Below are 22,263 nucleotides of genomic sequence, written 5' to 3'. Positions count from 1 at the left end.
CACCGGCTACTCGATCCCCGTCGCATCGAGTAGCCGGACCACGTCTTTGCGCCCGTATCCGAGCAGCCGGGCGCGGTCAGCGGCCATCAGCACCAAGTGCGCGACGGTCTTCGCCGCGTATCCGTTCTTGTTGTCCGCGTCGAACCATTCCTGGGGCTTCTCGACACCCAGGCTGTTCATCACCAGACCGTGCTCTTGCCGGACCTCCGCGACGGTACCGGCGACCGCGTCCATGAGCGTCTTGCCCGGCCGCTCGCACTCCAGGCCGAAGCACCCCCAGTCGACCGGGACGCACCCCTCCGGCGGACGGGCCCGCAGCCCCGCATACCTCTCGTCCCCGAACCCGGAGGCCCGGAACTCGTCGTGCACCAAAGAGAACCGATGGAACCCGGGCGGAACCGGGGGCGGTGGAGGTGTGTACTCCCACCCGGCGTCCTCGTACAACTGCCGCTTCACCTCTTCTTCTTCGGCATGCGTCACGGTGAAGCCGTTGGCCTCGTTGCGCCCGGTCGTCGTGCCGTCGGGGTTGCGGTGGAAGTGCAGGCCCATGGTGTTCTCCAGCTGCCGTGGTGTCGATGGACGAGAAGTCCCCGTCACCAGCTCGAACGGTCCGCACGGCCGGCCCGTGCCCGCTGCTCCGCGGCATCACCCGATCACGTGAAACAGGCAGGATCGGGAACTGGCCGACCGAGCGGGATCGGCGTTGTTACGCTCCTCCGGTGAGCATCCCGGGCCCCGCAGAGATCCGAGCGCTGCACGAGAAGCACGCGCCCACCGCCGAGGCGTTCACGCTCGTCCACACGCACTGCGAGATCGTCTGGGGAATCGCCGAGCAGCTGCTCTCCGCGCCCCACCTCGCTCACCTCGACGCCGAACTGGTCCGCGCGGGCTGCCTCCTCCATGACATCGGCGTCTACCGCCTCTACGGGTACGACGGTCGCCTGGACCACGAGAACTACATCCGGCACGGCCTGCTCGGCCACGAGATCCTCGAAGCGGAGGGCTTCCCCGAAACCCTCCGCCGCTTCTGCTCCCACCACACCGGAGTGGGACTCACGCGGCACGACATCGAGAGCCAGGGCCTACCCCTCCCTCCGGGGGACTACCTGGCGGTGACCGAGGAGGAGAGGCTGGTGATGTACGCCGACAAGTTCCACACCAAGTCCAGGCCGTCGACGTTCCTCTCCCCCGGCGAATACGCCGCCCACATCGGCCGCTTCGGCGCGGACAAGGTGGCCGCTTTCCAGGCACTGCGCGCGGAGTTCGGCGACCCGGACCTCACCGGGCCGGTGCCGGGCGCCGGAGCGGGCGAAAGCGCCACGACGGCCGCCGTTCAAACGTAGGGGTGGACCCCGCGCCGGTGTCCTTCACGACGAGAGGGCGGAGGCAGCACTGCTCGTGGTCGAGTGCGGCTCTTCCGTCGCCCAGTTGCCGCACACCATCGGCGAGCAGACGCAGGCGGCGGAGCGTTGACCGAACCAGCCACCAGCCGGCGCGCCGACCTCGAGAAGGCCGTGCGGACGTACGGCGGCTACCGGGACACCCGGCTTGACCAACCGCCCCTTCTCCACGATCCGGATCGGCCCCTCCTCTTCCGGCGCAGGAAGGGGAGGGGCCTGAGCGGGCGTCACCGCACCGGCGTCACCACCGGCGCCGGCGCATAACCGGTCGGCCGGGCCGTGAAGGTGCCGCGGCCCTGGGTGCGGCTGCGCAGCCGGGTCGCGTAGCCGAAGAGTTCGGCCAGCGGCACCGTCGCGGTGACGACCGCCGCGCTCGCCCGGGTGGCCGAGCCGGTCACCCGGCCGCGCCGGGCGGCGAGGTCGCCGAGCACGCCGCCCACCGCATCCTCGGGCACGGTGACCGTGACCTCGACGACCGGCTCCAGCAGGACCATCGCGCAGGCGCGCAGGGCCTCGCGGAGACCGAGGCGGCCGGCCGTACGGAACGCCGTGTCCGAGGAGTCCTTCACATGGGTCGCCCCGTCGGTGAGCGTGACGCGCAGCCCGGTCACCGGGTGACCGCCGAGCGGCCCTTCGGCGAGGGCGTCGCGGCAGCCGGCCTCCACCGCCCGGACGTACTCCTGCGGCACGCGCCCGCCGACGACGGCCGAGCGGAAGGCGAAGCCGTCGTCGTACGGCTCAACGTCGAGGACGACATGGGCGAACTGCCCCGCCCCGCCGTCCTGCTTGACGTGCCGGAACACCAGCCCGGACACACCCCGGCCGACCGTCTCGCGGTAACTGACCCGGGGGCGGCCGATGTTGACGTCCAGCCCCAGCTCGCGCCGGAGCTTCTCCACCGCCACCTCCAGGTGCAGTTCACCCATGCCCGACAGCACCGTCTGACCGGTCTCCGGGTCGGTCCGCGCGACCAGCGAGGGGTCCTCCTCGGTCAGCCGTGCGAGCCCCGACGCCAGCCGGTCGGTGTCGCCCGCCCTGCGGGACTCGACCGCGACCGAGACCACCGGCTCGGGCACGCCCGGAGGCTCCAGGACGAGCGGGGCGTCCGGCGCGCACAGGGTCGAGCCGGCGCGGGCGGACTTCAGCCCGACGACGGCGACGATGTCGCCGGCGACCGCCCGGTCCAGTGGTGCGTGCCGGTCGGCCTGGACGCGCAGGATCCGGCCGATCCGCTCGGTGCGCCGCGCGGTCGCGTCCCACAGGGTGTCTCCCTTCTCGATCGTTCCCGAGTAGATCCGCAGGTAGGTCAGCCGGCCCGTCGCGGTGGCGTGCACCTTGAAGGCGAGGGCCGCCGGCCGTGCCGCCGGATCGGCGGGCCGTTCCTGGTGTTCGTCGTCGTGTGTGCCCCGGACGGGCGGCACGTCCAGCGGCGACGGCAGATACGCGACGACCGCGTCCAGCAGCGGCTCGACACCGCGGTTGCGGTAGGCGGAGCCGCACAGCACGACCACGCCGTCGCCGTCCCGGGTCAGGTCCCGCAGCGCCGAGGAGAGGGTCCGCTCGCCGAGCGTGCCCGTGTCGCAGAACTCCTCCAGCGCGCCCGGATGGAGTTCCGCCACGGCTTCCTCCAGCGCCCGGCGGCGTGCCAGGGCTTCGTCCCGGAGATCGTCCGGTACCGGCAGCTCTTCGCAGGCGTCACTGTCGCTCCACAGCAGCGCGCGCAGCCGTACGAGGTCGACGACGCCGGTGAAGGCGTCCTCCGCGCCGACCGGCAACTGCACGACCAGCGGCGCCGGGTGCAGCCGCTCCCGGATCGATGCCACGGCCGCGTCGAGGTCGGCTCCGGCACGGTCCATCTTGTTGACGAACGCGATCCTCGGTACGCCGTGCCGGTCGGCCTGCCGCCACACCGACTCGCTCTGCGGCTCCACCCCGGCCACCGCGTCGAACACGGCCACCGCACCGTCGAGCACCCGCAGCGCACGCTCCACCTCGTCGGCGAAGTCGACGTGCCCCGGCGTGTCGATCAGATTGATCCGGTGACCGTCCCAGGCGCAGCTCACCGCCGCGGCGAAGATGGTGATGCCCCGGTCGCGCTCCTGCGGGTCGAAGTCCGTGACGGTCGTGCCGTCGTGGACCTCGCCGCGCTTGTGCGTGGTTCCGGTGGCGAACAGGATCCGCTCGGTGACGGTGGTCTTGCCGGCGTCGACGTGGGCGAGGATGCCGAGGTTGCGGACGGCGGCGAGCGGGTTGTGGTGGGTGCGCACGGCCCATGGCCTTTCGAGGCGATCAGGAAGGGGGCAGCGCGATTTCCGGGCGAGACAGGTGGGGTGACACACGCCTGCTTCGGCCTGCTGGCGTCAGGTCAGCAGGCCGAAGCAGGCGCTTCTCAGGCTTTCGTCCCGGTCATCCGGCACCCGCCGCGCAGCGGGCACCGGAGCGACGAGGACACGAGGATCACCTCGTAGCGCGGCAGGGAGACGGCGACAGCGGTGTGGTCACGCATGGCGGTCTCCCTTCGTTCGTCACGACGGCGCGCGCCGCTCACGTCGTGGGCGGCGCCGGGTACTCCGTGAGTGTAGGGAGGGCGGGTGGAATCGGGCCAGGGATTATTCCGGCGGGGTCGGGGTGTCGTGGGTCCGGTACATCGCCTGGACGTCCAGCTCCAGTTGGACCGTCGGCCCGACCACCGCGATGCCCCGGGCCAGCATGGTGCGCCAGTTGAGGGTGTAGTCCTCGCGGTGCAGCTCCGCCGTCGCCAGGGCCGCGCAGCGCAGCTCCTGCCCGTAGCCGCCGTTCACCGTGCCGAGGTACGTCGTGTCGAGCGACACGGAGCGGCTCACGCCGTGCATCGTGAGGGAGCCCAGCAGTGACCACTTGCTGCCGCCGCGATAGGCGAAGCGGGTGCTGTTGAAGTCGATGTACGGGAAGCGTTCGACGTCGAGGAAGTCGGCGGACCTCAGATGGTTGTCGCGGGTGGTGTTGCCGGTGGTGATGCTGGAGGCGTCGATCCGGACGGACACCCGGGAGCCGGTCATGTCCTGGGAGATCTGGATCCCGCCGTCGAAGCGTTCGAATCGGCCGTGGACGTTCGCCATGCCGACGTGCTTGGCGATGAACCGGATCGCGGTGTGCGGCGGGTCGAAGAGCCATGTGCCGGGCGCCGGCAGCTGGAGCGCCTCCGCCGGCTGCAGCCAGACGCGCTCGGTGGGCGTCGGTGTACCCGTGCCGATCTCGATCGTCTCGCGGTGCGGCCGCAGGCCCTCCGTCGCGACCATCAGGCTGTACCGGCCGGGCGGCAGCGCGGCGAGGAAGTAGCCGTACGGGTCGGTCGTCCCGCGGGCGGCCACCCGGTGGGTGTCCAGGGCGGTGACGGTGACGTCCGCGGCCGCCAGGGGCGAGCCCATCGGGTCCACGACCTCACGGGCCACGGCACCCGCGCCGGACGGAAGGGGGAGCGCGAGGCCCGCCGCCGCGGCGGAGGCGCCCTTGAGCCGCCGGCGCCGGAGCAGTGCGAGGGCCATGATGTTCACCTTTCATCAGGTGGCACGGCCGTACGCACGGCGGTTCAGCGCACGCCGACGGCCGCACCCTGTTGCGGTCACACCCCCCTTTTCGATCTTGCGGCAGCGGGCTCCGGGACGGGTGTCTCAATACGAGACAGTCAGGACGAGACCGTCAGGACGAGACCGTCAGGCCCGCTTCCGGAAGACGTCGGCGTGTTCGCCGGCCCACTGGGCGAAGGTGCGGGCCGAGCGGCCGGTGACCTTCTCGACGGTGCCGGACACCGTACGGCCCACCTCCGGGGTGTTCCCGTATGCCTCGAGCAGGAAGCCGATCACGTCCTCGGGGAGGTACGCCGCCCGCCACCGGGCGACGGCCTGCTCCTCGGTCAGCTCGACCAGGGCGATCTCCCGGCCTGACGCGGCGGCGACGGCCGCCACCTTGTCGCCGACGGTGAGCAGTTCGGGGCCGGTGATCACGTACTCCTGGCCCGCGTGCCCCTCCTCCGTGAGCGCGACCGCCGCGACGGCTCCGATGTCGCCCTCGTGGACCATGGCACTCAGCCGTGCGACGAACGGCTCCCGCACCTCGCCCGCCGCCTGGATCCCGTCGGCCCACTCCAGGGCGTTGGCCATGAACTCGACGGGCATGAGCACGGTCCAGCTCACTCCGTCGTCGCCGCGCACCGCGTCCTCCAACGGGGTGGGCCCGCCGCCGTGCAGCACGGTGATCCGTCGGACTCCGGCCGAGCGGGCCAGTTCCAGGATCCGGGGGCCCGTCTCCAGCGGGGTGAAGGCGGCCCCGCCGAAGGTGATCAGGTGGAGGCCGGTGATCCCCTCCAGGGCGGGGGCCAGGCTGCCGGGATCGGTCAGATCTCCCTCGACGACCTCGACACCGTCCGGGAAGACCGCTTTCGCGGCGTCCCGTGTGAGGGCGCGGACCGCGTGGCCCCGGGCGAGCAGTTCGGCGACGACCTGGCGGCCGACGGTTCCGGTGGCACCGGTGACAAGAATCCTCTGCGTCTGCGTCATGCCACGACCGTAGGAACCCTTGCGGTCACCTTCTGTCCGCGATCGCCCGGCCTCTCCATGGAGAGGCCGGGCTTGCGAGGGCCGGTCAACCGGACGACACGGTCCCCGCGTCCTCACGAGCGCGCAGCTCGCCGTGGAGCCGGGCGAACACCGCGCACACCAGCGGCATCACCACCGGGGGCAGCAGGAGAAGGGCCACGGCCGTGGGCAGGATCAGCACCAGCACGCCGGTGATCCACACATTGTCGTCGCTGAGCCACAGCATGCCGAGTCCGGCGAAGTGGGCGAGGGGCGCGGCCGCGTATCGGGCCGGCCAGAAGACGAGCACGGCGAACGCGGTGACCAGCGCGCCCACGCCGAGAACACGCCACCGTGCGGGGCGGGTGAGCACCCAGGAGCGGTACAGCGCCACGAACGGGGAACGGCGCTCCAGCACCGTCTCGGCGGTGGCCGGCGCCAGGCGGGCGTACAGCAGCGGGCCGAGACACCCGACGGCGATCGGCAGCACCCACCCCACCAGTGTGTACTGCGGGGACGCGGTCTCGCCCAGCGGCGTGGGCTCGACACCCGGCACCTCGCCGCTCTCGACGAGGGCCCACATCACCAGGGCCGCCAGCTCCACGGCGCCCACGGCCAGACCGGTCAGCGCGTTGACCGCGAGGGCGGCGGGAAACCGCCGACGGGTGCGCCGCCACAACTCGCGGACGGAGAGCGGCCCGCCGTCGCGCGTGGCATGGGAGTCGCCGACGGCGTACGCGGTGTGCAGGACGGAGACGACGAGGAGTCCCAGCACGAGCAACAGCACCGACACCACGGCACCCACCCGCACCAACGGGGGCCTGCCACCATCGGCGTAGGCCACATAGGAGTCCTCGTTGGCGATGTTGCTGTCCGCGTAGTCCCGGACGTTCTCGAAGGCGTCCCATGCCGCCGCGAATCCGCCGGCCAGGATCGCGCAGCCGAGCACGGCGGTCAGGACGGACACGAGCAGGGTGAAGCTGTACAGCGGGCGACGGTGGCGCCTGATGACGTCGAGCGCCCCGCCGATGCCGTCGGTCGGGCGGTTTCCGTCGTGTGCCATGAGCTGGGCCGGCCTCCGTGCGGATCTGTGGTGACAAGATCCAGGACGCCGCGCCGGCCGAATGGGGTTCCCGGGATTTTCCCGGACACGACGACCTACACGGGCCGGTACAGGTCCCGGACCTCGGGGCGTTGGCGGAAGCCGGCTGCCTCGTAGGTGGCGACGGCACCGGCATTGGAGCTCGGAGTGCAGACGAGCGCGCTCGAAGAGCCCAACTCCTGGAGTGCGGCCGCCGCGGCGACGGTGATCGCCTTGCCGTAGCCGTGCCGGCGATGTTCCCGGTGCACACCCATCGGTTCGAGCAACCCGGGCCTGCCCGGACCGGCCGACCACACCGTCACCGCCGCCACCGCGTCGCCCCGGTCGTCGTGGGCGACCAGACACCGGGCGTCGGCGTACGGCAGTCCGGCCGCCATCGCCCGCCAGTGCCCGTCCGTGAACCTCGACCCGTCGAACGACGCCCGCTGTACGGCGGCCCGGACATGTGCCTGCTCCGGCCCGGCCACCTCGATCCGTACGCCCGGGTCCTCCACCGGCTCCGTGAGGTCGCGGCGCAGCGGGGTCCACGGCTCGTCGGTGTTCCAGCCGTTCTCGGACAACAGGTCCTGGACCAGTGCGCCCATCGGCGCCTCGACGTTCGCCTTCCCCCCGGGCAGCACGCCGCGTTCCGGCTCGGTCACGTCCGCGACCAGTTGCCGTGCCAGCTCCTCGTCCCGAAGGGCGGCGGGCGCGATCGTCAGCCGTAGCAGCCCGGGCCCGTCCAGCAGACCGACGGCCAGGATCCGTCCGTCGCGGCTCCACGTCCGGACCGCCGCGGCGGTCGCTTCCGCACCCGACCGCCAGAACCAGCCCACGTCGCCCGGATGCAGTTGCGTCGGCGCCCCCTCGTACTGCCACTCCCGCAGTACGCCCACGGCCACCCTCAGCCCGTCGACTCCCGGCTCGCCCAAGACAATCGCCATGTCCCGATCACACACCACGGGACCGACAGCCCGCACCCGGTTTCCCACCGGCTCTAGGCGGGCTCCGGTGGCCCTCCCTCGTACGCCGCCCGCAACACGGCAAGGGCCCCGTCCGCCGTCACCGGGCGCGGGTTGGCGTACGGCTCGCCCGCGACCCGGGCCGCCGCCGGTGCCACGTCGGCTTCCGTGAGGCCGAGTTCGGCGAGGGAGCGCGGTGCGCCGAGGCGTCCGGCCAGCTCCCACAGGGCGCGCGGCACGTCGTCGGTGCCGAGCGCCCGCCCCAGTACGGTCAACGCCTCAGGGGCGGCGGGGGCGTTGTAGGCCAGGGCGTACGGCAGCACCACGGTGTGTGTCTCGGCGTGCGGCAGCCCGAAGGTGCCGCCCAGTACGTGGCACATCTTGTGGTGCAGCCCCATGGTGGTCGCGCCGAGGCACGCGCCGCACAGCCACGCCGCGTAGAGCGCCCGGCTGCGCGCGTCCAGGTCCTGCGGGTCTTCGGCCAGGTGCGGCAGTGCCCCGGCCATCGCCCGCACGCCCTCCTCGGCCATGACCGAGACGAGCGGCGAGGCGTCCGGGGCGTACAGCGCCTCGACGGCGTGCGCCAGCGCGTTGACGCCGCTGGTCACGGTCAGCGGCACGGGCAGGGAGAGGGTGAGCCGGGGGTCGTAGACGACGCTGCGGGGCTGGACGACCGGGTCACGGCCGGTGCGCTTGGCGCCGTGCTCGGTCAGGCCCCAGACCGGAGTCATCTCGGAGCCCGAGTAGGTCGACGGCACGGCGATCAGCGGCAGCCCGGTGCGCAGGGCGATGGCCTTGCCGAGCCCGATCGCGGAGCCACCGCCGACCGCGACACACCCGTCCGCCCCGGCCGCGCGCACCGCCTCGACGGCGCGGTCGGCGTCCTCGGCCGGTACATGCATCCGGGCCTCGGCGTGCACGCCCGCACAGGTGTCGCCGAGCGCGTCCGCCACCGCCCGGGCGACCGTTTCGCCCCGGCTGCCGCACACCACCAGCAGGCGCCGCAGGCCGAGGCGCGCGGCCTCGTCGGGGGTCGCGGTGACGGCCGCGCCGGGCCGGAAGACGACCCGCGCGGGCCGGGTCTCGTACGAGAACTCGCTGCGGAACGTCATACGGCACGCTCCAGGACGAGGTCGAAGCGGGCGAGCCGGAAGGGGTTCGGCACGCCGAACTCCTTGGCCAGGGAGGGGTCGTCGGTCTCCGTGAAGTCCTTGACCAGGCTCTGCTTCACGGCGAACACCGCGTCGGTGTCCAGGTACTCCCCGCCCGCCACGAAGATGTGGGTGGTGACGGGCGTGTGTCCCTCGGCCGTGGCGATGAAGTGGATGTGCGCGGGGCGGTAGGGGTGCCGCCCGGTCGCGCGCAGCAGCCCGCCGACCGGGCCGTCGGTGGGGATCGGATACGCGGCGGGAACGCAGGTGCGGAACCAGAAGCGGCCCTCGGCGTCGGCGGTGAACAGCCCGCGTCCGTTGCCCGCGGGCTGGACGCCGGGCTGCTGGACGTCGTAGTAGCCCTTGTCGTCGGCCTGCCAGACGTCGACGACGGCGCCGGGCAGCGGTGTGCCGTCCCCCGCCCGTACCCGGCCGCTGATCACGCACGTCTCGTCGCCGCCCACCAGGTCGATGTCGGCGCCGAGTTCACGGACCGGTGACTCGGTCATGTGGAAGGGGCCCAGCACGGTCGACTCGGTGGCGCCGGGCGCCCGGTCGCCGTTGACGGTCTCCACGAGCATGGACAGGCCGAGCACGTCCGACAGCAGGATGAACTCCTGCCGGGTGTCGGTGCAGGCCTGCCCGGTCGCCGTCAGAAAGGAGATCGCCCGCTCCCACTCCTCCTGCGTGAGCCGGGTCTCCCGCGCGAAGTCGTGGAGATGACGGACGAGTCCGGTGAGCAGCTCGCGCAGCCGCGGGTCGGCGGTCCCTCGGAGGCTGGCGAGGGCCTGCTGGGTGACGTCCGCCCCGGTCGCGTCGGTGGTCAATGTCGGCTCCCCTTCGTCGACGTCCGCTTCCTCCATGATTGCGCGTTCAGGCGTGACCGAGGATCCGCCGCAGCGTGTCCGCGAGCAGTTCTCCGGCGTCCGGAGCAGCGGACGCGCGCCGGAAGGCGACGAAGCCGTCGGGGCGTACGAGGAGGGCGCCGGTGTCCGTGATCTCGCGCAGCCGCGCCCAGTCGCCGTACGGGTCCTCGTACTCCTGCCCGGGACCGATCACCACGGTGGCGATCTCGATGTCCTGGGCCTCGGCCGCGCGCACCCAGGCCTCTCCCCCGATGCCGGTCAGCAGCGTGAAGCGGCCCCGGCCGACGGTGTCGAGGGTGGAGAGCGTGCGGGTGCCGGAGGTGATCCAGGCGTGCGGGATCCGGGCGCCGGGGCGGGAGGACGGCTGGTGGTGCAGCTCGGGGTCGCGGGCGAAGCCGGGGTCGGGCGTGCCGTCCGGGACGATCGCGGCGGAGCTCTCGGCCGTATAGCGCTGGTTGAGGTCGACGCCGTGCGCGTTGAACTCGTACACCTTGAAGGCGATCGCCTCGCGCAGTTGAGCGCGCTGCTTCTCGGCCGCCTCGGTGGCGTCCTTGCGGGCGGCGATGTTGGCCCACAGCTGCTCGGGGGTCTGCGGGGAGAGCCCGTCGAGGGCCTCGAAGACCGGGGCGGTCTCGCGGATGGACTGGTTGGCGCGGGTGACGATCTGCCGGCCGATGGGCGCGCGTTCGGCGGTGTAGCTGTCGAGCAGCCTGGGGTGGGCGGTACCGTCGAGGACGAGCTTGAGCTTCCAGGCCAGGTTGTAGGCGTCCTGGACGGAGGTGTTGGAGCCGAGGCCGTTGGACGGCGGATGCCGGTGCACGGCGTCGCCGGCGCAGAAGACGCGGCCGTTGGCGTAGCTCTGCGCGTACATCTCGTTGACCGTCCACGCGGAGGACGACTTGATGGTGACGGGGATGTCGTCGTCGCCGACAAGCTTGCGGACGACGGATTCCGCGTACGCGGTGGTCAGGTCGGGGGCGCCCGCGGTGACGTCGTAGCCCCACACGATCAGCCACTCGTTCCAGGGCCGGACACAGCGCACCAGGCCCGCGCCGATGCCGCCGACCGTCGCGCCGGGCGCGAGGACCCAGTAGAGGGTGGACGGCCGGTGGGCGGTGTACTTCGCCAGGTCCGCCTCGAACACGATGTTGACGCTGCCGGCCACGCCCATCTGGCCGCCCATCGGCAGCCCGGCGTCCGCGGCGACCTTCGACCGTCCGCCGTCGGCGCCGATCAGGTACTTGGCGCGGATCTCGTAGGTGTCCCCGCGCAGCCGGTCGCGGACGGTGGCCGTGACGCCGTCCGCGTCCTGGGTGTGGGACAGGTACTCGTTCTTGAAGCGGAGCTGGGTGCCACGGGCGACGGCCGCGTCCACGAGGACCGGCTCCATGAGGTGCTGCGGCATGTCGCACATGCGGGTGGGGCTGGCGAGTTCGTGTTCCGCCTGGACGAGCGGGTCGTTGCCCCAGGAGCGCACCCGGCCCAGTTCCTCGCCCGCCAGGCTGGTGCAGAAGGTCGTGTTGCCCATCAGGTGCTGCGGGGTCGCCCGCGCGACGACCTCCTGCTCCACGCCGAGGTCGCGCAGCACCTCCATGGTGCGCTGGTTGGTGATGTGCGCGCGGGGCGTGTCGGCGAGGCTCGCGTAGCGGGTCACCACGAGGTTGGGCACGCCGTAGGTGCTCAGGGCGAGCGCGGCCGAGGCACCGGCCGGGCCGCTGCCCACGATCAGGACGTCGGTCTCGACGACGGTGGTCACGGGGCACTCCTGCGGGGGGAATCGGACTTCGGCCATTCATGATCATGGAGGGGATCGGCGGGAGCCGGGTGTCTCATTACGAGACATCGTGTGGGCCGGACGTTCCGGACACGGCAGTTGTTGTCCGTTCAACGGAACCCGATACGGTGGACATGTCGTGACCACCACAGAGCACACCTCCGCCGCCGCCCTGCCCTCGCTGTACGACGCCCGCGAACGCTTCCTGACGGGGCGCGCGTTGCCCGACGGCGTACCGGAGGAGGTCGCCGCGGCGTGGCGGCGGGCCCGGTTCTTCGGAGTGCCGCACGACTTGAAGGAACCGGCAGTTCGCCCGGTACGTCCGGTGACGTCGGCCCTGCTCGACGCCGCCCGCCCGGTGCTCGACCGGATCGTCCCCGCTGTGGGCGCGGGCAGGTCGCTGCTCATCCTCACCGACGAGCGGCTGCGCGTGCTCTGGACGGCGGGGAGCGCGCCCGGGCTCGAGACGTGTCCCGTGCTGTCGGAGCAGGAGGTCGGCAACAACAGCGCGGCCCTCGCCCTGCGCACCCGGCGCCGGGCCGAGATGCACGGGCCGGAGCACTTCCTCGACCGGTGGCAGGACGTGTCCGCGGTCACCGTCCCCGTGCTCGACCCGGAGAGTGCCCACGTGCTCGGCACGGTGACCGTCGTGTCGCGGCTGTGCACCACGCGTTCGCCGCATCCGCAGGCGGCACTCGCCGAGGCCGCCGCGGCCGCGGTCGAGACGGAACTGCGCACGCGGGCGGGCCGGGCCGAGCGGGTGCTGCTGGACGCGTATCTGCGGGCGGCCGGGCCGGACGGGACACGCGGGGCGGACCTGGCCGTGGTCGCCCTGGACGGCCGCAACCGGCTGGTCAGCGAAGCTGCGCAGCGATTGCTGACTCCGGAGGTGCTCGAGGCGCTGGAGCGTACGGCGGTGAGCGTACGGCGTGGAGACGGCGCGGGCGGGGCTGAGGACACCGGGGAAGCCGGGTGCACCGCGCGACGTGCGGGCGGTGCGGGTGAGACGGAAGGGACCACCCTGCCCGCCCTGCCCGCCCGGCCCGGTGGGCTCGCCGCGCGGCTCGACGACGACGGCGACGGCGACGGCGACGGCGACGGCGGTGCGAGTGGGGCGGGGGCGGCCGAGGAAGCCGGATACGCCGCGCGGATCACCCCGGTGTGTCTGGACGACGGAACAGCCCTCGGGATCGTCGCCGTCCTGGAACCGCTCGGCGATCCCGTACCGTCGGCGCCGGTCCCGCCGCGCCCGCCCGTCGCCCTCACCGGCTCCTCGGTGTCGTGGCGGCACGCCGTCGCGCGTGCGGTGGAGCTGGCGCGCTCCCCGGAGCCGCTGCTGCTGACCGGTGAGCGCGGAACCGGCAAGTCCGCGCTGGCCCGGGAGTTGCTCGGCCAGGGCCCGGTCCGGGTCGCCGACGCGGCGCGGGACACCGGGCTCGACGGGGCCCTGACCGCGTGGCCTGCCGACCGGCCGCTCCTGCTGCTGCACGCCGAGCGCCTCGCGCAGCCGGGCGTGGCCGCGCTCAACTCGCTGCTCGACACGCGCCCTGACACCCGCGTGCTGGTCACCTACACGCCCGGCGCGCAGATCGGCCCCTGCCTGCAGCGTCTCCTGGACAAACTGTCCGCCCGCTCGGTGACCCTGCCCCCGCTGCGGGAACGCGCCGAGGACATCCGGGAACTCCTGCCGGTCCTCGCACCACGCCCGGCGCCCGGACAGCCCCCGCTGACCTGGACCCTGGACGCCCTGCGCGCGCTCGAACTGCACCCGTGGCCCGGGAACGTCACCGAGCTGGCCCATGTCGTCCGCGCCCTGGCGGAGCAACGGCGGATGTCGGGCCCGGTCCGCCGGGCCGAACTCCCGGACCCGGTGCGCGAAGGCCCGGCCGCGCGGCCCCTCAGCCCGATGGAGCACGCCGAGCGCGCCGCAATCCTGGAGGCACTGCGCCGCCACGGCGGCAACAAGGCACGCGCGGCGTCCGCGCTGGGGATCGGCCGGGCGACGCTGTACCGCAAGTTGCGGGGTTACCGGGACTGAGCGATCGGTCCCTCCCGGGCTTCGGCACCGGGGGACCACGCACAACAGCTCGGGCGGGTCGAGGAGAACCTCGACCCGCCCGAGCTGATCTGTGTCCGAGGGGGGACTTGAACCCCCACGCCCGATAAAGGGCACTAGCACCTCAAGCTAGCGCGTCTGCCATTCCGCCACCCGGACAAGGTGTCCGCCGCCTGGTCAGGAGTGCTCCCCGCGGCGACATGGACAACAATACCAAGGTTTCGGAGTGCCTTTCACCTGCGTTTCCGTCCACCTGGCGGGGGTCCGGGACCTCGCGGCCCGATACCCCTAAGGTCGCACCATGAGTGACTGGATGGTTACGCGGAGCCCCGCTCCGGGTCGTCGCCCGCGTGCGCTGTCGCCGCTCCGGGAGCATCTGCGGGACACGTTCTGGTTCGCTCCCACCCTGGCCATGGTGAGCGTCTTCGTGGTCTGGGTGGGGGCGGAGGTTCTCGACACGGTCATCGTCGACGCGCTCCAGGAGGACGGCGACTACGAGACGCTCGACGAGCTGTTGCGGTTCGCGGAGGACGCGAAGGCCGTCGTGACCGTGGTCGGCTCGGCGATGATGACCTTCATCGGTGTGGTCTTCAGCATCTCGCTGGTGGCCGTGCAGATGGCGAGCGGGCAGTTCACACCGCGCGTGGTGCGGCTCTTCGTGCGGAGCCGGATCACCAAGGCGACCTTCGCGGTGTTCCTGGCGACCTTCGTGCTGACCCTGCTGGTCCTGACGTCCTTCGACACCGCCGACGACCCCCGTGACGTGGCGTCCGTGCCGCTGGTGCAGTCGGTCCTCACTCTCTGCATGGTCGCGCTGAGCCTGTTCCTCTTCGTGCTGTACGTGAACACCACCCTGCGGCTGATGCGGATCAGCCATGTCATCGCGCGGATCGCCACGGAGTCCTTCCGGGTGGCCGCCTCGATGCCCGTGCCGACGGGCGGACACGACGGGCACGACGGGCACGAAGAAGCAGCCCTCCTCGGCTCCGCGACCGCGTGGGTACCGCACGAGGGCCGGGCGGGTGTGCTGCGGGACGTGCACATCGCGCGATTGGTGCGGGTGGCGCGCAAGCACGGAATCGTTCTGCGGCTGATCCCGAGGATCGGGGACTTCGTGGTGCCCGGTACGCCCGTGCTGGCCGTCCACGGCGGGCCCGCCCCGCCGCGCGGGGCGCTGCGCTACACGGCCTCGGTCGGGGTGGAACGGACCTACCACCAGGATCTCGGCTTCGGACTGCGGCAGTTGTCCGACATCGCGCTGCGCGCCCTGTCGCCCGCGATCAACGATCCGACCACCGCCGTCCAGGCGCTGGACCGCATCGTCCAGTTCCTGGCCTCGCTGAGCCGGCGCCCGCTGGACACCGCCCTGCACCGGGACCGGGCCGGTGCGGTGCGGCTGGTGCAGCCCGTGCCGGGGTGGACCGAGCTGGTGGATCTGGGGTTCACCGAGGTACGGGGGTGCGCCATCGGGAGCCCGCAGGTCTCCCGGCGCATGCTGGCCGGACTGGACGACCTGCTCCTGCTCGTGCCGGCGGAACGGCGGGAGCCGCTGCTGCGCCACCGCGCACTGCTCCGCCAGGCGGTCGGCCGGGCCGAATCGTCCCCCTCGGACCGCGCGTTTGCCCTGCGCCCGGACCGGCAGGGCATCGGCTGAGTCCGAGGGGATCCTCCTCACGGCAGGAGCTGGTACTCCGGGAAGTTGCCCGGCAGCCGCTCCCCCGCCGGTCCCCGCGTCACCGCGCGCACCAGCAGCTCGCCGCCTACGAACGCGCCGCGCCAGGACGCGCCGAGGCCGCCGAAGAGCTCGTCGCGGTCGCCGCGGGAGCGGGGCCGGCCGTGGCCGACCTTGAAGGCGCGGATGTGCGGGGCGAGCCGCTCGTAAGTGGCCCGGTCGTCGGTGGACAGCGTGGCCACGAGCGCGCCGTTCGAGGCGTTCATCGCGGCGAGCAGCTCCGCCTCCGTGTCGACCAGGACGATGGTGTCGACCGGGCCGAACGGCTCCGCGTGGTGCAGCGGAGAGGAAGCGGGCGGGTTGAGGAGCGTGACCGGCTGGACGTAGGCCGAGGTGTCCTGGCCGGGCAGGAAGCGGGCGTCGGCCGGGCTGCCGCGGTGCAGGGGTACGGCGCCGCGCTCGATCGCCTCGGCGACCTGGTCCTGTAGCTCCTTCGCCTTGGCGGCGTTGATCACCGGTCCGAAGTCCAGCTCGGCGTACGGGTCGTCGGGCTTCTCGACGGCGAGCGGGTGGCCGACCCTGACGTCGCGGACCGCAGGGAGGTACGCCGCCAGGAACGCGTCGAACAGGTGCCGCTGGACGACGAAGCGCGGGTACGCCGTGCAGCGCTGCTTGCCGTAGTCGAAGAGCTTGGGGATCAGCGCGGTGAGCGCGTCCCAGTCCGAGTGGTTCCAGATGCCCCAGGTGTTGAGTCCTTCCTGTTCGAGTACGTGTCGTTTGCCGAGGTCGGTGACGGCCGTGGCCACCGCGGCGCCGGTGTCGCGGCCGCCGACGAAGGAGACGCAGCCGATCTCGGGCGCCCGCACCAGCGCCTGGGACAGCTCGCCTCCGCTGCCGCTGACGAGGGTCACCGGGATCCCTTCGCGCGCGGCGAGGGCACTGGCCAGGGTCAGGCAGGCGACACCGCCGTCGGTCGGGGTCTTGGCGATGACCGCGTTGCCTGCCAATGCCTGCACCAGTAATGCGTGAACGAGCACGCTCATCGGGTAGTTCCAGCTGGCGATGTTGGACACCGGCCCGTCCAGCGGGGCCCGTCCGGCGACCATCGGTTCGATGCCATCGACGTACCAGCGGACCCCGTCGATGGCCCGGTCGACGTCCGCCTGGGCGAGCCGCCAGGGCTTGCCGATCTCCCAGACGAGCAGGAGTGCGAGCAGTCGGCGGTGTTCGGTGAGGGCGTCGAGCGTGGCGGCGACCCGGGTCCTGCGCTCCGGCAGGGGGACGTGCCGCCAGGCGCGGTGCTGATCGAGGGCCGCGCGCACGGCCCGGCGGGCGGTGGATCCGTCCAGGCGTGGCGGCCCGGCGATGGGGCTGCCGTCGACCGGGCTGACGGCGGGCAGGACCCTGCCGTCCGCCTGCCAGGCGGAGTTCCAGAGGTTGAGGACCCGGTCGTCGCGGAAGGCCTCGGGCGCGACGGTGCGGCAGCGCTGCCACGCGTCGGGCCATGACGTGCCGGATTTGAGGGTGAGGGTGGGTGCCATGGGGTTGCTCATGGGGTTGCTCCGCTCTCGGTGCACAGTCGGGGGCGGGGATCGGTCTTGGCGGACCGTTATCGGCCTTCGAGACGTGCCGGCACGAGCTTCGCGGTCTCGGTCGGTGTGCTTCCCACGCTCACCCCGACCGCCTCCAGTGCCTCCTTCTTCGCCTGCGCGGTTCCGGACGAGCCGGACACGATGGCGCCCGCGTGGCCCATGGTCTTGCCCTCGGGTGCGGTGAATCCGGCGATGTAGCCGACGACCGGCTTGGTGACGTGCTCGCGGATGTACGCCGCCGCACGTTCCTCGGCGTCGCCGCCTATCTCGCCGATGAGGACGATCAGTTCGGTGTCCGGATCGTCCTGAAAGGCGGCGAGGCAGTCGATGTGCGTGGTGCCGACGACCGGGTCGCCGCCGATGCCGACGCACGTGGAGAAGCCGATGTCGCGCAGTTCGTACATGAGCTGGTACGTCAGGGTGCCCGACTTGGAGACCAGGCCGATACGGCCCGGCTTGGCGATGTCGGCCGGGATGATGCCCGCGTTGGACTCGCCGGGGGTGATGAGGCCCGGACAGTTGGGGCCGACGATACGGGTGCCCTTCTCCTTGGCGTACGCGGTGAAGGCGACGGAGTCGTGGACGGGGATGCCTTCGGTGATGACGACCGCGAGGCCGATGCCCGCGTCGGCGGCTTCGACGACGGCCGCCTTGGCGAAGGCGGGCGGTACGAAGACGACGGTGACGTCCGCTCCGGTCGCGCGCATGCCCTCGGCGACCGAGCCGAAGACCGGCACGGCCATGGGGGTGCCTCCCGGGCCCGTCAGGCCATGAGGGACGTCGAAGTCGACCGTGCGGCCCGCCTTGCGCGGGTTGACTCCGCCGACGACGTTCGTGCCGGCCGCGAGCATGCGCCGGGTGTGCTTCATGCCCTCGCCGCCGGTCATGCCCTGGACGAGGACCTTGCTCTCCTTGGTGAGGTAGATGGCCATGGCGTTCCCTCTCCTCAGGCCGCGGTGGCGAGTTCGGCGGCGCGGCGGGCGGCGCCGTCCATGGTGGTGACCTGCTGGACCAGTGGATGCGCCTGCTCGTCGAGGACGGCCCGGCCCCGGGCCGCGTTGTTGCCGTCGAGGCGCACGACGAGCGGCTTGGTCAGCCGGACGGTGTCAAGGGCCCGGACGATGCCGTCGGCGACCGCGTCGCAGGCGGTGATCCCGCCGAAGACATTGACGAAGACGGACTTCACGTCCGGGTCGGAGAGGATCAGCGACAGTCCGTCCGCCATGACCTGGGCGCTCGCTCCGCCGCCGATGTCGAGGAAGTTGGCGGGACGTGCGCCGCAGCCCGCGACCACGTCCAGGGTCGACATGACGAGTCCGGCGCCGTTGCCGATGATGCCGACCTCGCCGTCGAGCTTGACGTAGTTGAGGCCCTTGGCGGCAGCGGCGGCCTCGAGTGCGTCGTCGCGCCCTCCCTCGTCGGCACCCCATCGCGCCTGTCGGAAACGGGCGTTGTCGTCGAGGGTGACCTTGCCGTCGAGGGCGAGGATCTGCCCCTGCCGGGTACGGACGAGCGGATTCACCTCGACGAGGAGGGCGTCCTCGCGGACCAGGACGTCCCAGAGACGTACGAGGACGTCGACGGTCTGCGGCGGCAGTCCGGCCGCCCGGGCGATCTCGCCCGCCTTGGCGGAGGTGACGCCCTCGGCGGGGTCGACGGGGACACGGGCCACGGCCTCAGGACGGCCGGCCGCCACCTCCTCTATCTCCATGCCGCCTTCCGCCGAGGCGATCGCGAGGAAGCGGCCGGCCGCGCGGTCGAGTACGTAGGACACGTAGAACTCGGTCTCGATGTCGACCGGTTGGGCCAGCATCACCTTGCCGACCGTGTGGCCCTTGATGTCCATGCCGAGGATCTGACGGGCGGTGAACTCGGCGGCGGCCGGGTCGGCGGCGACTCTCACTCCGCCCGCCTTTCCGCGTCCTCCGGTCTTCACCTGGGCCTTGACCACGACTCGGCCACCCAGCCGGCGTGCGATCTCACGGGCCTCCTTGGGTGAGTCCGTCACCTCGGCCCTCGGCACCAAGATGCCGTGTTCTTCGAAGAGTTCCCTTGCCTGGTGTTCGTACAGGTCCATTCCGGCTCCTGTCTGAAAGTGCCGCACGCCCCCTGGACACCACCCACCGGATGCGGGATAACAAGCTTCATACAGTATTCGTCGACTGTATGCAATGTACCGCGAGCCGTTCCAACCCCCTACGAAGGGACAGGACTTCGCCATGCCCGACGACACCCAGGACCTGATTTCCGGTGGTCATCTCGTAGCCAAGGCACTGAAGGCCGAGGGGGTCGACCGCATCTACACGCTGTGCGGCGGCCACATCATCGACATCTACGACGGCTGCGTCGACGAGGGCATCGAGGTCGTCGACGTACGCCACGAACAGGTCGCCGCCCACGCCGCCGACGGCTACGCGCGCATCACCGGCAAGCCCGGCTGCGCGGTGGTCACCGCGGGCCCGGGGACGACCGACGCCGTCACCGGTGTCGCCAACGCCTTCCGCGCCGAGTCCCCCATGCTGCTGATCGGCGGTCAGGGGGCCCTCACCCAGCACAAGATGGGGTCCCTCCAGGACCTGCCGCACGTCGACATGATGAACCCCATCACCAAGTTCGCGGCGACCGTGCCCGACACGGCGCGCGCGGCGGATCTGGTCTCCATGGCGTTCCGCGAGTGCTTCCACGGCGCGCCCGGTCCCTCCTTCCTGGAGATCCCGCGTGATGTTCTGGACGCCAAGGTGCCCGCGGCCAAGGCCCGGGTGCCGCAGTCCGGCGCCTACCGCGCCTCGACCCGCTCGGCCGGCGACCCCGAGGCGATCGAGAAGCTCGCCGACCTGCTGGTGCACGCCGAGAAGCCGGCCATCCTGCTCGGCAGCCAGGTGTGGACGACCCGGGGCACCGAGTCGGCCATCGAGCTGGTGCGCACCCTGAACGTCCCGGCGTACATGAACGGCGCCGGCCGCGGCACCCTCCCACCCGGCGACCCGCACCACTTCCAGCTGTCACGCCGGTACGCCTTCTCCAACGCCGACGTGATCGTCATCGTCGGTACGCCCTTCGACTTCCGCATGGGCTACGGCAAGCGGCTGTCGCCCGAGGCGACCGTCGTGCAGATCGACCTCGACTACCGCACGGTCGGCAAGAACCGCGACATCGACCTCGGCATCGTGGGCGATGCCGGGCTGGTGCTGAAGGCGGTGACCGAGGCGGCTTCCGGGCGCATCAACGGAGGCGCGTCGAAGCGCAAGGAGTGGCTGGACGAACTGCGGGCGGCCGAGCAGACCGCTCTGGAGAAGCGGCTGCCGAACCTGCGGTCCGACGCCTCGCCCATCCACCCGTACCGCCTGGTCAGCGAGATCAACGACTTCCTCACCGAGGACTCCATCTACATCGGCGACGGCGGCGACATCGTCACCTTCTCCGGGCAGGTCGTACAGCCCAAGTCACCCGGGCACTGGATGGACCCGGGACCCCTGGGCACGCTCGGCGTCGGCGTCCCCTTCGTGCTCGCGGCCAAGCAGGCGCGGCCCGACAAGGAGGTCGTCGCGCTCTTCGGCGACGGCGCGTTCTCCCTCACCGGCTGGGACTTCGAGACCCTCGTCCGCTACGACCTCCCCTTCGTCGGCATCGTCGGCAACAACTCCTCCATGAACCAGATCCGCTACGGCCAGTCCGCCAAGTACGGCAAGGACCGCGAGCGGATCGGCAACACCCTCGGCGACGTCCACTACGACAAGTTCGCCCAGATGCTGGGCGGCTACGGCGAGGAGGTCCGCGACCCCGCCGACATCGGCCCGGCCCTGCGGCGTGCCCGTGAGTCCGGCAAGCCGTCCCTGATCAACGTCTGGGTCGACCCGGACGCGTACGCCCCCGGAACCATGAACCAGACCATGTACAAGTGAGGTGCCCCGATGACTGCTCCGTCCACCAAGGCCCTCGAAGGCATCCGCGTCCTGGACATGACCCACGTCCAGTCCGGGCCCTCCGCGACCCAGCTGCTCGCCTGGCTCGGCGCGGACGTCGTCAAACTGGAGGCGCCGACCGGCGACATCACGCGCAAGCAGCTGCGTGATCTGCCGGACGTCGACTCCCTGTACTTCACGATGCTCAACTGCAACAAGCGGAGCATCACCCTCAACACCAAGACCGAACGCGGCAAGGAGATCCTCACCGAGCTGATCCGGCGCTCCGACGTCATGGTCGAGAACTTCGGACCGGGCGCGGTCGACCGAATGGGCTTCACCTGGGACCGCATCCAGGAGATCAATCCACGGATCGTCTATGCCTCCATCAAGGGGTTCGGCGAAGGCCCGTACACCAACTTCAAGGCGTACGAGGTCGTCGCGCAGGCCATGGGCGGGTCGATGTCGACCACCGGTTTCGAGGACGGGCCGCCGCTGGCGACGGGAGCCCAGATCGGGGACTCGGGGACGGGTGTGCACGCCGTGGCGGGGATTCTCGCGGCGCTGTTCCAGCGGGAGAACACCGGGCGCGGTCAGCGGGTCAACGTGGCCATGCAGCATGCCGTCCTCAACCTCTGCCGGGTGAAGCTGAGGGACCAGCAGCGGCTGGCACATGGCCCGCTCCGTGAATATCCCAACGACGACTTCGGCGACGAGGTTCCCAGGTCCGGAAACGCGTCCGGCGGCGGCCAGCCCGGCTGGGCGGTCAAGTGCGCGCCGGGCGGCCCGAACGACTACGTGTACGTCATCGTGCAGCCCGTCGGCTGGCAGCCGATCAGCGAGCTCATCGGCCGGCCCGAACTGGCCGACGACCCCGAGTGGGCGACGCCCGAGGCGCGGCTGCCCAAGCTGAACAAGATGTTCCAGCTGATCGAGGAGTGGTCCTCGACGCTGCCCAAGTGGGAGGTGCTGGAGCGGCTCAACGCGCACAACATCCCGTGCGGGCCGATCCTGTCCACCCGGGAGATCATCGAGGACCGGTCGCTGGTCGCCAACGAGATGGTCGTCACCGTCCCGCACCCGCAGCGGGGCGAGTTCGTGACCGTCGGCAGCCCGCTCAAGCTGTCCGACTCCCCCGTCGAGGTGACCGGTTCACCGCTGCTCGGCGAGCACAACGAAGAGGTCTACGTCGGCGAACTCGGCCTCGGTGACGAGGAAGTGCGCCTGCTCAAGTCGAACGGAGTGATCTGACGT

At 71.7% G+C, this 22,263-nt stretch carries 17 protein-coding genes and 1 tRNA gene; 5 read left to right on the top strand and 13 right to left on the bottom strand.

The window, feature by feature from the left end; translation table 11 throughout:
• Window positions 1–6: 6 nt before the first annotated feature.
• Entirely contained in the window at window positions 7–549 is a 543-nt protein-coding gene (locus ACZ6I3_RS05085; protein WP_469411829.1) for a hypothetical protein, read from the bottom strand.
• A 170-nt stretch (window positions 550–719) separates the two neighbouring features.
• Between ACZ6I3_RS05085 and ACZ6I3_RS05080 the strand changes: the two genes are divergently transcribed.
• Entirely contained in the window at window positions 720–1,343 is a 624-nt protein-coding gene (locus ACZ6I3_RS05080; protein ID WP_469411828.1) for an HD domain-containing protein, read from the top strand.
• 284 nt (window positions 1,344–1,627) lie between these two features.
• Here the strand turns inward: ACZ6I3_RS05080 and fusA are convergent, their stop codons facing one another.
• The 8 genes from fusA to ACZ6I3_RS05040 all read right to left on the bottom strand — a co-directional run bounded on the left by fusA (window position 1,628) and on the right by ACZ6I3_RS05040 (window position 11,805).
• Window positions 1,628–3,667, bottom strand: coding sequence for an elongation factor G (gene fusA, locus ACZ6I3_RS05075; protein ID WP_469411826.1), 2,040 nt, complete (start codon window positions 3,665–3,667; stop codon window positions 1,628–1,630).
• 342 nt (window positions 3,668–4,009) lie between these two features.
• Window positions 4,010–4,924 (bottom strand): YceI family protein, encoded by a 915-nt coding sequence (locus tag ACZ6I3_RS05070; protein WP_469411824.1) that lies wholly within the window; start codon window positions 4,922–4,924, stop codon window positions 4,010–4,012.
• Window positions 4,925–5,092: 168 nt separating this feature from the next.
• Complete coding sequence (locus tag ACZ6I3_RS05065; protein WP_469411823.1) at window positions 5,093–5,935, bottom strand: NmrA family NAD(P)-binding protein; 843 nt, start codon at window positions 5,933–5,935, stop codon at window positions 5,093–5,095.
• An 85-nt stretch (window positions 5,936–6,020) separates the two neighbouring features.
• Complete coding sequence (locus tag ACZ6I3_RS05060) at window positions 6,021–7,016, bottom strand: hypothetical protein (RefSeq protein WP_469411820.1); 996 nt, start codon at window positions 7,014–7,016, stop codon at window positions 6,021–6,023.
• Window positions 7,017–7,111: 95 nt separating this feature from the next.
• Window positions 7,112–7,978, bottom strand: coding sequence for a GNAT family N-acetyltransferase (locus ACZ6I3_RS05055; RefSeq protein ID WP_469411818.1), 867 nt, complete (start codon window positions 7,976–7,978; stop codon window positions 7,112–7,114).
• Window positions 7,979–8,031: 53 nt separating this feature from the next.
• Window positions 8,032–9,108 (bottom strand): maleylacetate reductase, encoded by a 1,077-nt coding sequence (locus ACZ6I3_RS05050; RefSeq protein WP_469411817.1) that lies wholly within the window; start codon window positions 9,106–9,108, stop codon window positions 8,032–8,034.
• Window positions 9,105–9,974, bottom strand: a complete 870-nt coding sequence (locus ACZ6I3_RS05045) for an intradiol ring-cleavage dioxygenase (protein WP_469412464.1) — start codon at window positions 9,972–9,974, stop codon at window positions 9,105–9,107. Before ACZ6I3_RS05045 ends, ACZ6I3_RS05050 begins: the two co-directional genes overlap by 4 nt.
• A gap of 46 nt (window positions 9,975–10,020) precedes the next feature.
• Complete coding sequence (locus ACZ6I3_RS05040; protein ID WP_469411815.1) at window positions 10,021–11,805, bottom strand: FAD-dependent oxidoreductase; 1,785 nt, start codon at window positions 11,803–11,805, stop codon at window positions 10,021–10,023.
• A gap of 121 nt (window positions 11,806–11,926) precedes the next feature.
• Between ACZ6I3_RS05040 and ACZ6I3_RS05035 the strand changes: the two genes are divergently transcribed.
• Entirely contained in the window at window positions 11,927–13,825 is a 1,899-nt protein-coding gene (locus tag ACZ6I3_RS05035; RefSeq protein ID WP_469411813.1) for a helix-turn-helix domain-containing protein, read from the top strand.
• Between the two features lie 92 nt (window positions 13,826–13,917).
• On the opposite strand, the gene ACZ6I3_RS05030 is transcribed toward ACZ6I3_RS05035, so the two are convergent.
• A tRNA-Leu gene (locus ACZ6I3_RS05030) sits at window positions 13,918–14,002 on the bottom strand.
• Window positions 14,003–14,144: 142 nt separating this feature from the next.
• On the opposite strand from ACZ6I3_RS05030, the gene ACZ6I3_RS05025 reads away from it, so the two are divergent.
• Window positions 14,145–15,497: a DUF2254 domain-containing protein gene (locus ACZ6I3_RS05025; RefSeq protein WP_469411811.1), complete on the top strand. Its 1,353-nt coding sequence runs from the start codon at window positions 14,145–14,147 to the stop codon at window positions 15,495–15,497.
• Between the two features lie 17 nt (window positions 15,498–15,514).
• Here the strand turns inward: ACZ6I3_RS05025 and ACZ6I3_RS05020 are convergent, their stop codons facing one another.
• The 3 genes from ACZ6I3_RS05020 to sucC all read right to left on the bottom strand — a co-directional run bounded on the left by ACZ6I3_RS05020 (window position 15,515) and on the right by sucC (window position 19,184).
• Window positions 15,515–17,056 (bottom strand): aldehyde dehydrogenase family protein, encoded by a 1,542-nt coding sequence (locus ACZ6I3_RS05020; protein WP_469412462.1) that lies wholly within the window; start codon window positions 17,054–17,056, stop codon window positions 15,515–15,517.
• A gap of 68 nt (window positions 17,057–17,124) precedes the next feature.
• The gene (gene sucD / locus ACZ6I3_RS05015; protein ID WP_469411810.1) at window positions 17,125–18,039 is read right to left on the bottom strand and encodes a succinate--CoA ligase subunit alpha; all 915 of its coding nucleotides are present in this window, start codon (window positions 18,037–18,039) and stop codon (window positions 17,125–17,127) included.
• Window positions 18,040–18,053: 14 nt separating this feature from the next.
• Window positions 18,054–19,184, bottom strand: a complete 1,131-nt coding sequence (gene sucC / locus ACZ6I3_RS05010; RefSeq protein WP_469411809.1) for an ADP-forming succinate--CoA ligase subunit beta — start codon at window positions 19,182–19,184, stop codon at window positions 18,054–18,056.
• A 142-nt stretch (window positions 19,185–19,326) separates the two neighbouring features.
• Between sucC and ACZ6I3_RS05005 the strand changes: the two genes are divergently transcribed.
• Together ACZ6I3_RS05005 and frc are read left to right on the top strand one after the other, a co-directional pair.
• The gene (locus tag ACZ6I3_RS05005; RefSeq protein WP_469411807.1) at window positions 19,327–21,009 is read left to right on the top strand and encodes a thiamine pyrophosphate-binding protein; all 1,683 of its coding nucleotides are present in this window, start codon (window positions 19,327–19,329) and stop codon (window positions 21,007–21,009) included.
• A gap of 9 nt (window positions 21,010–21,018) precedes the next feature.
• A complete protein-coding gene (gene frc, locus ACZ6I3_RS05000) occupies window positions 21,019–22,260 on the top strand; it encodes a formyl-CoA transferase (RefSeq protein WP_382826065.1) in 1,242 nt (413 codons plus the stop codon).
• The last annotated feature ends 3 nt before the right edge of the window (window positions 22,261–22,263 follow it).

This window comes from Streptomyces sp. NPDC041940 (genome assembly GCF_055589465.1).
The sequence above is the reverse complement of the archived record's forward strand: the minus strand, read 5'-3'. Positions and strand labels throughout refer to the sequence as shown.

Coding starts and splice junctions, on each gene's coding strand:
- ACZ6I3_RS05085 (WP_469411829.1), bottom strand. CDS start 549: ATGGGCCTGCACTTCCACCGCAACCCCGACGGCACGACGACCGGGCGC.
- ACZ6I3_RS05070 (WP_469411824.1), bottom strand. CDS start 4,924: ATGGCCCTCGCACTGCTCCGGCGCCGGCGGCTCAAGGGCGCCTCCGCC.
- ACZ6I3_RS05065 (WP_469411823.1), bottom strand. CDS start 5,935: ATGACGCAGACGCAGAGGATTCTTGTCACCGGTGCCACCGGAACCGTC.
- ACZ6I3_RS05060 (WP_469411820.1), bottom strand. CDS start 7,016: ATGGCACACGACGGAAACCGCCCGACCGACGGCATCGGCGGGGCGCTC.
- ACZ6I3_RS05055 (WP_469411818.1), bottom strand. CDS start 7,978: ATGGCGATTGTCTTGGGCGAGCCGGGAGTCGACGGGCTGAGGGTGGCC.
- ACZ6I3_RS05050 (WP_469411817.1), bottom strand. CDS start 9,108: ATGACGTTCCGCAGCGAGTTCTCGTACGAGACCCGGCCCGCGCGGGTC.
- ACZ6I3_RS05040 (WP_469411815.1), bottom strand. CDS start 11,805: ATGGCCGAAGTCCGATTCCCCCCGCAGGAGTGCCCCGTGACCACCGTC.
- ACZ6I3_RS05025 (WP_469411811.1), top strand. CDS start 14,145: ATGAGTGACTGGATGGTTACGCGGAGCCCCGCTCCGGGTCGTCGCCCG.
- ACZ6I3_RS05020 (WP_469412462.1), bottom strand. CDS start 17,056: ATGGCACCCACCCTCACCCTCAAATCCGGCACGTCATGGCCCGACGCG.
- sucD (WP_469411810.1), bottom strand. CDS start 18,039: ATGGCCATCTACCTCACCAAGGAGAGCAAGGTCCTCGTCCAGGGCATG.
- sucC (WP_469411809.1), bottom strand. CDS start 19,184: ATGGACCTGTACGAACACCAGGCAAGGGAACTCTTCGAAGAACACGGC.
- ACZ6I3_RS05005 (WP_469411807.1), top strand. CDS start 19,327: ATGCCCGACGACACCCAGGACCTGATTTCCGGTGGTCATCTCGTAGCC.
- frc (WP_382826065.1), top strand. CDS start 21,019: ATGACTGCTCCGTCCACCAAGGCCCTCGAAGGCATCCGCGTCCTGGAC.